The sequence below is a fragment of the Mycobacterium barrassiae genome, assembly GCF_025822765.1.
In the GTDB taxonomy this organism is placed as follows: domain Bacteria; phylum Actinomycetota; class Actinomycetes; order Mycobacteriales; family Mycobacteriaceae; genus Mycobacterium; species Mycobacterium barrassiae.
In genome coordinates this window covers 365,646-377,889 of record NZ_JACKUK010000016.1, presented here as the reverse complement: position 1 = coordinate 377,889, position 12,244 = coordinate 365,646, and the positions used below count along the sequence as shown (strand labels likewise).

The 12,244-nt window shown below is 64.6% G+C and carries 7 protein-coding genes and 6 pseudogenes; 7 read left to right on the top strand and 6 right to left on the bottom strand.

All coding sequences use genetic code 11. The annotated features are described in order from the left end of the window. Positions 1-173: 173 nt before the first annotated feature. From H7J93_RS07680 to H7J93_RS07660, 5 genes and pseudogenes are all read left to right on the top strand, one after another. Positions 174-1,127: pseudogene (locus tag H7J93_RS07680) on the top strand (acyltransferase family protein); the annotation flags it as partial. A 150-nt stretch (positions 1,128-1,277) separates the two neighbouring features. After that, a pseudogene (locus H7J93_RS07675) lies at positions 1,278-1,673 on the top strand (transposase); the annotation flags it as partial. A 17-nt stretch (positions 1,674-1,690) separates the two neighbouring features. After that, positions 1,691-2,128 (top strand): annotated as a pseudogene (locus H7J93_RS07670) (IS256 family transposase); the annotation flags it as partial. Between the two features lie 50 nt (positions 2,129-2,178). Beyond that, positions 2,179-3,473, top strand: a protein-coding gene (locus H7J93_RS07665) for an IS3 family transposase (protein WP_267305677.1) whose coding sequence is annotated in 2 segments (ribosomal slippage) — positions 2,179-2,452 and positions 2,452-3,473 — 1,296 coding nt in all. Because the reading frame shifts where the segments join, the coding sequence is not laid out codon by codon here. Beyond that, a pseudogene (locus H7J93_RS07660) lies at positions 3,446-4,099 on the top strand (IS256 family transposase); the annotation flags it as partial. The gene H7J93_RS07665 and the pseudogene H7J93_RS07660, both read left to right, overlap by 28 nt. 136 nt (positions 4,100-4,235) lie before the next feature. Here H7J93_RS07660 and H7J93_RS29395 read toward each other — a convergent pair. Next, a pseudogene (locus H7J93_RS29395) lies at positions 4,236-4,577 on the bottom strand (helix-turn-helix domain-containing protein); the annotation flags it as partial. 140 nt (positions 4,578-4,717) lie between these two features. Here H7J93_RS29395 and H7J93_RS07655 point away from each other — a divergent pair. Both H7J93_RS07655 and H7J93_RS07650 read left to right on the top strand, forming a co-directional pair. Next, on the top strand, positions 4,718-5,884 hold the full coding sequence (locus H7J93_RS07655; protein ID WP_267305676.1) for an FAD-dependent oxidoreductase: 1,167 nt from the start codon (positions 4,718-4,720) through the stop codon (positions 5,882-5,884). Beyond that, positions 5,881-6,465: a VOC family protein gene (locus H7J93_RS07650; protein ID WP_267305675.1), complete on the top strand. Its 585-nt coding sequence runs from the start codon at positions 5,881-5,883 to the stop codon at positions 6,463-6,465. The genes H7J93_RS07655 and H7J93_RS07650 overlap by 4 nt, the downstream gene beginning before the upstream one ends. Here H7J93_RS07650 and H7J93_RS07645 read toward each other — a convergent pair. The 5 genes and pseudogenes from H7J93_RS07645 to H7J93_RS07625 form a co-directional block, all read right to left on the bottom strand. Further along, complete coding sequence (locus tag H7J93_RS07645; RefSeq protein WP_267305674.1) at positions 6,431-6,958, bottom strand: transglycosylase family protein; 528 nt, start codon at positions 6,956-6,958, stop codon at positions 6,431-6,433. The two genes, H7J93_RS07650 and H7J93_RS07645, sit on opposite strands and share 35 nt — an antisense overlap. A 218-nt stretch (positions 6,959-7,176) precedes the next feature. After that, a pseudogene (locus H7J93_RS07640) lies at positions 7,177-7,410 on the bottom strand (transglycosylase family protein); the annotation flags it as partial. Positions 7,411-8,526: 1,116 nt separating this feature from the next. Then, positions 8,527-9,117, bottom strand: coding sequence for a molybdenum cofactor guanylyltransferase (gene mobA, locus H7J93_RS07635; protein ID WP_267305673.1), 591 nt, complete (start codon positions 9,115-9,117; stop codon positions 8,527-8,529). A 10-nt stretch (positions 9,118-9,127) separates the two neighbouring features. Further along, positions 9,128-10,198 carry a 2-oxoacid:ferredoxin oxidoreductase subunit beta gene (locus H7J93_RS07630; protein ID WP_267305672.1) on the bottom strand — a complete coding sequence of 357 codons (1,071 nt, stop codon included), beginning with the start codon at positions 10,196-10,198 and terminating at the stop codon, positions 9,128-9,130. Beyond that, a complete protein-coding gene (locus H7J93_RS07625) occupies positions 10,195-12,144 on the bottom strand; it encodes a 2-oxoacid:acceptor oxidoreductase subunit alpha (RefSeq protein WP_267305671.1) in 1,950 nt (649 codons plus the stop codon). Before H7J93_RS07625 ends, H7J93_RS07630 begins: the two co-directional genes overlap by 4 nt. Between the last annotated feature and the right edge of the window lie 100 nt (positions 12,145-12,244).

The following is a 12,244-nucleotide window of genomic DNA, read 5'->3' as shown; positions in this document are numbered from 1 at the left end:
CATCGAGGCTTTCGGCGTCTTCTCCTCTAACGCGTAGGTGTCAAGCTGGCGCGAGTCGACGTCGCTTTGTAGGTTGTTGGGAAGGCAACCGCAAGACTGCTCTCGATAGTGACGATACGATCGTTCGCTAGTGCGGTGCCGGGGGCCATCGGGGGTCCTGAAACTGGAAGTCGATGAAACTAGAGCAGGCCTTCGACCCGCGCAACAATGCCCTGAATGCCTTGAGGTTGGCCCTGGCCGCCGAGGTGATCCTGTTCCACTCCTTCCCAATCACCGGCCGCATGCCGCCTGCGGCACTTCTTCAGCTTCTCTTCGCTGTAGGGGTTGACGGGTTCTTCGCGATCTCCGGGTTCCTCATCGCAAGGAGTTGGCTCAATAATCCGCGAGTGGGTGAATATCTCCGTGCTCGGGCCCTGCGCATACTTCCCGGGTTTTACGTCTGCCTCATCGTGACCGCGTTCGTAATCGCTCCGCTTAGCTTGGTGATTCAAGGAGGCTCGCCAGGGAAGCTGCTGATGTCAACGGCGCCTTTTGAGTACGTCCTAAAGAACAGCGCCGTGATCTACGTTCAGCATGATGTCGGCGGAACACCGCTTGGGGTCGGGTTCGCCGGCGATTGGAATGGCTCTCTGTGGTCGCTGATTTGGGAGGTTTTGTGTTACCTGGCGGTCGCCGTTCTCGGAATCGTCGGGCTCGCCACGCGCCGGTGGATTTCGCCGCTGATCCTGGGGTTCGCATTGGTGGGGGCATTGATGTTGCCGCCCCTCACATTTCCCGGCGTGTGGACCATTCCTCAGTTGCTTGCGCGTTGCGTGATGATGTTTGCGGCCGGGGCGGTGATGTATCAGTGGCGAGATGTGATCCCGGCGAAATGGTCGCTGGTGGGGGTCAGCGTGGTCATTGTTGTTCTGGCGGGCATCCTGCTGCCCGACTATCGGGTTGTCGGCGCGCTGCCGCTGGCGTACGCCGTCATCGTCTCCGGGACGTTGCTTCGCCACAAGCGGCTCGCGTTGCGCACCGATCTTTCCTACGGGCTCTACATATACGCGTTCCCGATGCAGCAGTTGTTGGCGATCGCCGGGCTCGCGTTTCTGACGCCGGTCTTGTTCTTTGTCGTGGGCGTGTCAGATGGTTTGTGTAGCAGTGGCTCCTGATGAATGGAGCAGTATCGATGGATGTGACTACTGACGAGCCGATGTCGGGCGCTGATGCCATGGAGGCGTTGAAGTCCGCGGGTGTGTGGGCGTGTCAGATGGTTTGTGTAGCAGTGGCTCCTGATGAATGGAGCAGTATCGATGGATGTGACTACTGACGAGCCGATGTCGGGCGCTGATGCCATGGAGGCGTTGAAGTCCGCGGGTGTGTTGGACGATGTGTTGGCCAAGATCGACGCAGGCCAGTTGCNGTTGACCGGTGAAGGCGGGTTTCTGCCCGAGATGGTCAAAGCCGTTCTCGAGCGCGGGCTGGCAGCTGAGCTGACTGATCACCTGGGTTATGAGAAGGGCGATCCGATCGGGCGTGAGCTACCCAATGCTCGCAACGGTTTCACGCCCAAGACCGTGGCCAGCGAGGTCGGTGATGTCGGGTTGGCGATTCCACGCGATCGCGACGGCAGTTTCACCCCGACGCTGGTCCCCAAAGGCGCACGGCGCCTGGGCGGCCTGGATGACATGATCATCTCGCTTCGGCCAGCGAGGTCGGTGATGTCGGGTTGGCGATTCCACGCGATCGCGACGGCAGTTTCACCCCGACGCTGGTCCCCAAAGGCGCACGGCGCCTGGGCGGCCTGGATGACATGATCATCTCGCTTTACGCCGGCGGGATGACGATCCGCGATATCCAGCATCATCTGGCCACCACGATCGGCACCGAGCTCTCCCACGAGACGATCTCCAAGATCACCGACGCGGTCCTCGAGGAGGTCCTCCAGTGGCAGAAACGCCCGCTAGAGGAGCTGTATCCGATCGTCTACCTCGATGCCCTGGTGATCAAGATCCGCGACGGTGGGCACCAGGTCAAGAACCGGGCAGCCCACATCGCCGTCGGTGTGGATCTCGACGGCATCCGCCACGTGCTGGGAATCTGGGTGACGGCCAACGAAGGCGCGAAGTTCTGGGCCGGGGTCTGTGAACCGTCCCGCGTTTGATGCGCACCTCCTTTCTTGGGAAGGTGCATTTCATGCCGAGCAAGTACGACCCGGAGACGCGGGCGAAGGCCGTCCGGTTGGTGTTGGAGCATCGCGAGGACTATCCCAGTGAGTGGGCCGCGATCACCGCGGTGTCCAAACGGCTGGGAATGAACGCCGAGACGCTGCGCAACTGGATCCGCAAACAACAGGTCGACGACGGGGCGCGTGACGGGGTCACCAGCGAGGCCGCCGCGGAGATCAAGGCGCTCAAGCGTCGCAATGCCGAACTCGAACAGACCATCGAAATCCTCAAGGCGGCAACGTCTTTCTTCGTGCGGGAGAGCGACCCGCACAGCCGCCGCTGACCAGTTCGGTCTGCGCCTTCATCGCCGACCATAGGGGCCGTTTCGGGGTCGCTCCGATCTGCCGCGTGCTCACCGAGCACGGCATCCAGATCGCCCCGCGCACCTTCTACGCCTGGGCCTCGCGGGCGCCCTCGAAGCGGGCCTTGTGGGACGCTGCGATCACCGAAGTGCTGGCCGGCTTCTACGAGCCCGACGTCGACGGCCGCCGCACACCCGAGTCGTTGTACGGGTCGGTGAAGATGTGGGCTCACCTGCAGCGGCAGGGGTTCCCGGTGGCCAAGTCCACCGTGGAGCGCCTGATGCGCCGTAACGGTTGGCAGGGCGTGCGTCGGCAGAAGTCAGTGCGCACCACGATCAGCGACCCGGCCGCCGAGCGGGCACCCGATCTGGTGGATCGCCAGTTCCGGGTGCCCACCCCGAATGCGTTGGTCGTCGCTGACTTCACCTACGTCAAGCTCGTCACCGGCGTGTTCGTCTATGTGGCGTTCGTCATCGATGCTTACGCCGGGGCGATCATCGGATGGGAAGCCGCCGGCGTCAAGCAGACCCGTTTCGTTGAGTCCGCGATCCGTCAAGCCGTTGCGCTACGCGCCCGGCAAGGTCGCCGCATCGACGGCGCGATCCACCACTCTGATGCCGGATCGCAATACACGGCAATACATTTCGGTGAGACGCTGACCCTGTCCGGGCTGCGGCCATCGATCGGCAGCGTCGGTGATGCCTACGACAACGCCCTGGCCGAGACGACTATCGGGCTCTACAAGAACGAATGCATCCGGGCCGATTCACCGTTCCGGCGCGGCCCGCTGCGCAACCTCGCCGACGTCGAGCTCATCACCGCCGACTATGTCAATTGGTACAACCAGCAGCGCCTCATGCACCGCCTCGGACGCATCCCGCCCGCCGAAGCGGAAGTCGAATACTACGATCGATTGGACGCCAGCCAACCGGCTGGCTCACAGAATCCCGAGGGTGCATGAAACCCGGGATGGTTCACTGTGCCGAGCTGGCCAATCGCGGGACCGGGTTCGCCGAGGCGGTAGAGGCGACCTGGCCGCAGGCCACCGTGCAGACCTGTGTGGTGCACCTGATCCGCAACTCGATGCGGTTTGTGTCCTACGGAAAGCGCAAGGAGGTCGCGGCCGCGCTCAAGACCGTCTACACCGCTCCGACCGCTGACGCGGCGGCTGAGGCTTTCGACGAGTTCGCTAATTCGCCTCTGGGACAGTCGAATCCGACGACAGTGATCGCCTGGCGTAACGCCTGGGAGCGGTTCATCCCGTTCCTGGCGTTCCCCCCGGATCTGCGGCGGATCATTTACACCACCAACGCGATCGAATCGCTGAACTACCAGTTGCGCAAGATCATCAAGAACCGCGGACACTTTCCCAACGATCAGGCCGCGGTCAAGCTGCTGTGGCTGGCGATCTGCAACATCGAGGACAAACGCGCTCGGGAACGCCAGAAGTTCTACGACGACCCACTCAAGACCGGAGACCGCTCACGCAACAAGCGTCTGGTCGAAGGCGCACGCACCAACGGCTGGAAACAAGCGCTGGGCGCATTGGCCCTGACCTACCCCGAACGAATCAACCCCTACCTATAACGGCCACCTACACAGGCGTCTGGTCGAAGGCGCACGCACCAACGGCTGGAAACAAGCGCTGGGCGCATTGGCCCTGACCTACCCCGAACGAATCAACCCCTACCTATAACGGCCACCTACACAGNAATCTTGACAAGCTCCTGGATTCGGTACAGCGATTGCGCCGCTCACCGTTGTTGTCGATCTCGCGATTGATCGTCGAGGGCGCCCGACCCAAGCGTTGTGCCATCGATCGCAACGATTCACCGGCATACACCCCGGCCTGGATCTCGATGCGCTCCTCAAGGGTCAACCGTGGTCGCGGCCCCGACGACTTCCGTACCGACTTAGCTGGCTTCACCCCGCCAGCCTCACGGAACCACCGCTGCCCACACCCCGCGGACACGCCGACGGCGCCCCCGGCATCAGCCGGACTCAACCCCTGCCTGATGTGATCCCAAAACGCCGGCATCCGAGACAGAAACGGCACATGAGCCATGACACAACACTCCTCATCGAAAAGGTGTTGCATCGACCGCTTGAGCCCGCCCGAAAAATGGCGATCCGTGAGCAGTCTCGGCGAACCTGGGTCCCCCGCGAAGCTGGGGACAGTCTCGGCGGACGCGCTACGTTCGAGTCATGCCGAAGCGGATCCTGGTGATCGGGGCGGGCATCGCCGGGCTGGCGACCGCCAACGCGCTACAACAGCAGGGCCACGACGTCACGGTCATCGAGGAGCGCACCGACACCTCGTCGGGCGCGGGCATCAGCATCTGGCCCAACGCGCTGGCCGCACTCGACGAAATCGGTCTTGGCGACGCCGTCCGCGCGGCCGGAGGCCGAATCGCCGCGGGGGCGATGCGCTGGCACGACGGCACCTGGCTGCGGCGCCCGTCGCCGCAACGACTGGTCAAGGCGTTGGGCGAACCGCTGGTGGTGATCCACCGAAACGCCCTGACCTCGGTGCTCGCCGGTGCGCTTGCCGAGGGAACGCTGCGATACGGCGTCGCGGCGCAGTCCATGGTGGCGACCGCCGACGGTGTGCGGGTGAGCCTCTCGGACTCCACGGCGACCGACGTCGATGCGGTCGTCGGCGCCGATGGCACGAATTCGATGGTCGCGCGTCACCTCAACGGACCACTCGCCAGCCGCTACGTCGGCTACACGGCGTGGCGCGGCGTGGCCGACTGCCGCATCGATCCCGATGTCGCAGGCGAGGTGCTCGGTCCCGCCGTCGAATTCGGTCACGTGCCGCTCGACGAGAACAGCACCTACTGGTTCGCCACCGAACGAACGCCCAAGGGAGGCAAGGCGCCGCAGGGCGAGCTGAACTATCTGAAACAAAAATTCGGCACCTGGGCCGATCCGATCCCGGCGGTCCTCGACGCGACCGACCCCGACCGCGTGCTGCGCAACGACCTCTACGACCGCGATGAGGCCCGGCAGTGGTCGCGGGGGCCCATCGTCGTGGTCGGCGACGCGGCCCATCCGATGCGGCCGCATCTGGGTCAGGGCGGCTGTCAGGGAATCGAGGATGCGGCGATCCTGGCGTCGTTCGTCGAGCGGACGGATGACCTGGCCGTCGCATTCGCCCGGTTTGCGGCATTCCGCCGCCCACGGGTGCGCTCGCTGATGCGCGAATCCAAGTTGATCGGCCAGATCGTGAATTTGCCGCCATTGCTCAGCGCCGCGGTGAGCCGTGCGACCGTGCTGGGGCCCGAGGCGTTGCTCACACGGCATCTGGCCTCGGTGGCAGCCCGGTCGGCGTTCGTGCTGCCGACGGACCGCGACCTCGCACCGGCATGACGAACACCCTCGGCCCCCTGCTGGTGGAGGCTGCCGATCCGGCCGCCATGCAAACGTTCTGGGCCGGAGCGCTCGGTGCGCCCACACAACAAGCCCTGCTGAGCTTCCGCCCCGAACAACTACCCAAAACCGTGAAGAACCGGGTGCACCTTGACCTATATGTCGGCGCCATAGCGCCGTTGGTGGATCTGGGCGCCCGGATCCTGGCCGAATTTCCCGACTGGGTCACCCTGGCCGATGTCGAGGGCAACGAGTTCTGCGCATTTCATGATGCGCAGCTCGCTGACGAGCCGCCGGCGCGTGCCTTCGCGGTGTGTACCGACAGCGACCGGCCCGAGCAGCTCGCCGCGTGGTGGGCCGAGACGGTGGGCGCCGAAGTCAGGGCCGGACCCGACGGCACTCCCCGGTGGCTTTACGGCGCGTCCGGATGGGAGACCCTCATCTGGAAGTTCGTTCGCACCGACGACGAGCGTGTGGTGCCCAACCGCTGGCAGTGGACGCTGCGCACAGACCCGGGCATGCGGGTCGATCCGCATGGCAACGAGATCAGCGTGTGGTACCCAGGGTGCCCATCGGATTGAGCAGCGCGGTGCACATCTGCCGCGGGTTGATGAAGCCGAAGAGTCCGCTGGAGGGCATCGACGCGCAGCCGGTGGCGGTAGCAGCCGGCGTATAGGACGTAGAGGACGTAGCAGGCGCAGACGGCATCGACGTGCCCGGATTCCGCCAGACCGCCGGCTGGGCGCCACGGGGACCGCACTTCGGCCAGGCCTTGAGGCCCTGGGTACGCAGAACGTTCTCGGCAACGCGAATCTGCTCGGCGCGCGAGGCGTGCGCGGGGTTGCCCACTCCACCGTTGGAGGTCCAGGTGGCCTGCTTGAACTGCAGCCCGCCGTAATGGCCGTTGCCGGTGTTGATGTTCCAGTTGCCTCCGGACTCGCACTCGGCGATGGCGTCCCAGTTCACCGAATCCGCATTGGCGGTGGCGGTGGATAGTGCCATCGCGACGATCGCCATCGCAGCGGAGATGACGGCGGCCATCAGGCCCCTGGTAACAGCCTTACGAATGTTCATCACTGCGGTCCTTCCCCGACCGTTTGAATCTCAAGGCCCGCGTGAAGCGCTTGCTTCGATGCGGCTATCCGGTGTTTCGGGTGAGGGAAGTCACGTGTTACCAGAGCGTCAAAAGTTTTAGTCGTTACTTATCTGGTGTAAGAGGCCTCTGAGAAAGAAGAGGCGGTGTCCAGGCATTTCACCCGGACACCGCCTCGAAAAAGTCTTACTGGTCGTGACTAGCCACGACGACCGCAGGTCGGCCATGCGCCGATGCCCTGCGACTGCAGAACGTTCTCCGCAACGCGGATCTGCTCCTCACGGCTGGCGTTGTGCGGCGAGCCGGAGCCGCCGTTGGCACGCCAGGTGCCCATGGTGAACTGCAGGCCGCCGTAGTAGCCGTTACCGGTGTTGATGGCCCAGTTACCGCCGGACTCGCAGGCCGCGACGGCGTCCCAGTTCACGCTGTCCGCACTGGCGGTGCCTGCCAGCGCCAGCGGCGCGACGGCGAGCGTGCCTGCGAAGGTCGCCAGACCAAGTGTCTTGCGGATGTTCTTCAATTTCGATCCCTTTCGGACGAGCGCGCACCACTGACACCCATGCGCGGACGCACGGGCACATGCCTGGTCACCAGGCCTTGGGTTTTGGGCCACACCATCTCGGTTAGGTGCGGCAGCGGGAGGCGAGAACAGCCTCGCCGGGCGATCACACCCAGCGGCCTTCGGCGGCGTCGTCACCGCGCTGGCCCCACTCACACGCAGGTTCGTGGTTTTTGAATTATTTGCTCCGTTGGAGCCGTTAGGGACCGTACAAACCGACTCGGCGAAAGTCATTTCGGTGAAGAACGTGTCGCGGACAGATCACGGAACGGTCACGGCGGGTGATCCGCAGCGTCCACGCAGGTCATCCCCGCGTTTGACGACGGTGTGGATTCCGTTGAGCAGGCGCGAATCCGTGAGTCATCTCACTAGGATTTTGTGACCCAGCACACCGTTTGACCGCCGTCAAACGCGTTTAGGCGCTGGTGAAACGCCCAGCGCAGGTGGAAGAGTCGCCGGCTTGCGCCTTATCGTCGATTCTGTTCGCCAACGACAGCCATAACTGCGCTCAGGCCTACGACAGACCAATCTGCTTGTTTCACTGGGTATTTCACCTACAACATCGAGGTGTGGATCAGGCATCAACTGATAGCGGACTCGCGCCGCGAATGCCTAAAAGTATTGCTCCACAACGGGTTACAGTCACACGATGCCAAACGGTCTGCGCCAAGCTCACATCCGGGGTGCCCTGCGCGACAACCGTATCGGTAAAAACAGGCCCTTCAGGGCGGCGATTCGCTCCCCGACGCTTGCCGCAGAACGAAATTGGCGCTTGAAAGCGACCAAATAACCGCAAACTCCTGGCGGGGCATGGTCGAAGCTCCTGTCGCACAACACCACTCGGACTGCATCCGTCGGGCCAAGAAGTCGTATTCCACCCCCGGGCCGGCCACCCAGCGACGTGAATCACTGGAAAATATCGGCACAATTCGGTGCCAGGAATTCAGCACAAATCGCATCGAATTCAGTGCAATTGAATTTGCGAGTTTGCTACGCGATTCGCCGGGACGCCGCGTCCCTCAGCTCCGCGACGGTGTTGACGTTCGTCAGCGCTCGCTGTTCGGGCATGACGACCCGTTGCGTGTCGACCGTGTCGACCAGGGCCCGCATGCTGCGCTCCCCCGCATCGACGAGCTCGGACACGCGTTCGTGCAGGTCGGTGCGGTAGATCCCGGCCAAATAGTGCGTGCGGCCGTCCCATGGCAGCACCACGTCGGCGCCGAGACGGACGGCGGGCCCGATGAGCTCGTCGATCAGGACGGCGGACAGGAACGGCATGTCGACGGCGCACACGAACGCGTACTCGCGCCCGGCTTGTGCGGCGGCACGCAGTCCGCGACCGGTGGCCAGCAACGGGCCGACGCCGCGGACCTCGTCGCGCAGAATCTCCGCCTCCAGGGTCGGCAGCGCCTGACCCGGCGCGGCGACGACGAAGACGGGCGCGCATCGAGGACTCAGGGCGGACACCGTCCGCTCGACGAGTGTCTTGCCCTCGAACACGGCGGTGGCCTTATCGCGGCCCATCCGGCGGGAAGCCCCGCCGGCCAAAATGATCGCTGCTACCGGAACCGGGGACGTCACGTCAGTGAGATTAGTCGACGGTCCAGGTGTCTTTGCCTCGCAACAGCGATTGCAATGCAGCCGTGTCGTGCGGCTTGGCGTCGCGCGCCGACGCGATCTGCTGCCGGGCGGCGTCGTCGTAGGTCGGCTTGCTGACCTGACGGAAGATGCCCATCACCATGTGATCGAGGTTCTGCTCGGACAGCCGCGACAGCGCGAACGCGTACGCCGGATCCGCGAGATGTGCATCGTGGACCACGATTTCCTCGGCCGCGACATCCGCGGTCTTGGCGATCTCGAGGCCGTAGCCCGACTTCACCACGCAGTACTCGCGGTCGGCGCCGAAGGTGATCGGCTCGCCGTGGGTCAGGTTGATGAGCCGCTCCTCGGCGCCTTCCTTGCGCAGCGCGTCGAAGGAACCGTCGTTGAAAATCGGGCAGTCCTGCATGATCTCGACGAGCGCGGCACCGCGGTGCTGCGCTGCGCCGCGAAGGACCTCGCTCAGGCCCTTGCGGTCGGAGTCCAGCGCGCGACCGACGAACGTGGCCTCCGCACCCAGCGCCAGCGACACGGGGTTGAACGGGTAGTCCAGCGAGCCCATCGGGGTGGACTTGGTGATCTTGCCGGTCTCCGACGTCGGCGAGTACTGCCCCTTGGTCAGGCCGTAGATCCGGTTGTTGAACAGCAGGATCGTCAGGTTGATGTTGCGCCGCAGCGCATGGATCAGGTGGTTGCCGCCGATCGACAGCGCGTCACCGTCACCGGTGACAACCCACACCGACAGGTCCTGCCGGGCTAGCGCCAACCCGGTCGCGATCGTCGGCGCACGGCCGTGGATCGAGTGGAAGCCGTAGGTCTGCAGGTAGTACGGGAACCGGCTGGAGCAGCCGATGCCGCTGACGAACGCGATGTTCTCGCGCCGCAGCCCCAGTTCGGGCAGGAAGTTGCGAATGGTGTTGAGGATGACGTAGTCACCGCAGCCCGGGCACCAACGGACTTCCTGGTCGCTGGTGAAGTCCTTGGACTTCTGCGGCTCGTCCGTCGTCGGAACCAGGCCGGTCCCGGACGTCAGCCCGAGATCCACACCGATCAGGTCAGTCATGCGCTTGCTCCCACACCAGTCGCTTCGGTTTCGATGGTGGCTGCCGCCAACCGGGCGAACTTGGCTTTGTCGATTTCCTTGTCGCTCAACGTTCCATCGAGCGCGGCGTCGATGATCCCTTCGACCTCGTCGGCCAGGAACGCCATCCCCTCCACCTTGGTCACCGACTGGACATCGACGAGGTACTTGCCGCGCAGCAGCAGCGCCAGCTGACCGAGGTTCATCTCCGGCAGCACCACCTTGGGGTAGCGCCGCAGCACCTCGCCGAGGTTGGCGGGGAAGGGATTGAGATTGCGCAGGTGCGCCTGGGCCACCTTGATGCCCTTGCGCCGCGCACGACGGCAGGCCTCGCCGATGGGGCCGTAGCTGCTGCCCCAGCCGAGCATCAGCAGTTCCGCGTCACCGGTCGGGTCGTCGACCTCGAGGTCCGGCACCTTGATGCCGTCGACCTTGGCCTGCCGCAACCGCACCATGAGGTCGTGGTTCTTCGGCTCGTACGAGATGTTGCCCGACCCGTTGGCCGCCTCCAGCCCGCCGATTCGGTGCTCGAGTCCTGGGGTGCCCGGGACCGCAAACTGACGGGCCAGCGTCTCCGGGTCGCGCGCGTACGGCTGGAACGGCTCACCCGACTTGGCGAAGGTGTGTTCGATCTTCTCGTACGTGGTGACGTCCGGAATCTGCCACGGCTCAGAGCCATTCGCGATCGCCCCATCGGAAAGGATGACCACCGGGGTGTGATAGTTGACGGCGATACGCGCGGCCTCGACGGCGATGTCGAAGCAGTCCGACGGCGACCGCGGCGCCAACACCGCGACCGGGGACTCGCCGTTGCGCCCGAACAGCACCTGCAGCAGGTCGGCCTGTTCGGTCTTGGTAGGCAGGCCGGTCGACGGTCCGCCGCGCTGCACGTCGATGACGATCAGCGGGAGCTCGGTCATCACGGCCAGGCCGATCGCCTCCGACTTCAGCGAGATGCCGGGGCCGGAGGTGCTGGTGACGCCGAGTGCGCCGCCGTACGACGCGCCGATTGCGGCGCCGATGCCCGCGATCTCGTCCTCGGCCTGGAAGGTCAGGACGTTGAAGTTCTTGTGCTTGGACAGCTCGTGCAGGATGTCCGACGCCGGGGTGATCGGGTAGGTGCCGAGCACCACCTGCAGATCACTGAGGTGGCCGGCCGTGACGATGCCGTACGCCAGCGCGGTGTTACCCGAGATCTGGCGGTACTCACCGCTCTTGAGCTTGGCGGGCGCCACTTCGTAGACGCTGCTCGCGAAGGCCTCGGTGGTCTCGCCGTAGTTCCAGCCGGCCTTGAGCGCGAGCACGTTGGCCTCGGCGACGTCGGGCTTGCGGGCGAACTTCTCGCGGATGAACGCCTCGCTGTGCTCGAGTTCCCGGCCGTACATCCAGGACAGCAGGCCGAGGGCGAACATGTTCTTGGCGCGCTGACCGTCCTTCTTGGACGCGCCGATCTCCTCGACCGCGCCGAGGGTGAGTGTGGTCATCGGAACGGCCTGCACGACGTAGTCGCTCAGCTCGTCGTTCTCCAGCGGGTTGCCTTCGTAGCCGACCTTCGCCAGGTTCCGCTTGGTGAACTCGTCGGAGTTGGCGATGATCAGCCCGCCGCGCGGCAGATCGGACACGTTGGCCATCAGGGCGGCGGGGTTCATCGCGACGAGGACGTCGGGGCGGTCGCCCGCGGTCAGGATGTCGTAGTCGGCGATCTGAATCTGGAACGACGACACACCGGGCAACGTGCCCTGTGGAGCGCGGATCTCAGCGGGGTAATTCGGTTGTGTCGCAAGGTCATTGCCGAACAGTGCGGCCTCGGAGGTGAACCGGTCACCAGTGAGCTGCATACCGTCGCCGGAGTCGCCCGCGAATCGGATGACGACCTTCTCGAGCTTCTGCCTAGTGCCCGGGCTGACCCCGTTGCCGTTGGCCCCCACTGCGACCGCCTTCCGTTCTGATCCGAGCTATCCCGGCGAACGTCTCTCCGAGTCGCGGTCGTGGCGACGCGCCGTCGTTGGACGTCCACTGAAATTTGAT

What these genes read in the sequence shown, in the direction of transcription:
- H7J93_RS07655 (WP_267305676.1), top strand. Translation starts at nt 4,718, where the DNA reads ATGCCGAAGCGGATCCTGGTGATCGGGGCGGGCATCGCCGGGCTGGCG.
- H7J93_RS07650 (WP_267305675.1), top strand. Translation starts at nt 5,881, where the DNA reads ATGACGAACACCCTCGGCCCCCTGCTGGTGGAGGCTGCCGATCCGGCC.
- H7J93_RS07645 (WP_267305674.1), bottom strand. Translation starts at nt 6,958, where the DNA reads ATGAACATTCGTAAGGCTGTTACCAGGGGCCTGATGGCCGCCGTCATC.
- H7J93_RS07630 (WP_267305672.1), bottom strand. Translation starts at nt 10,198, where the DNA reads ATGACTGACCTGATCGGTGTGGATCTCGGGCTGACGTCCGGGACCGGC.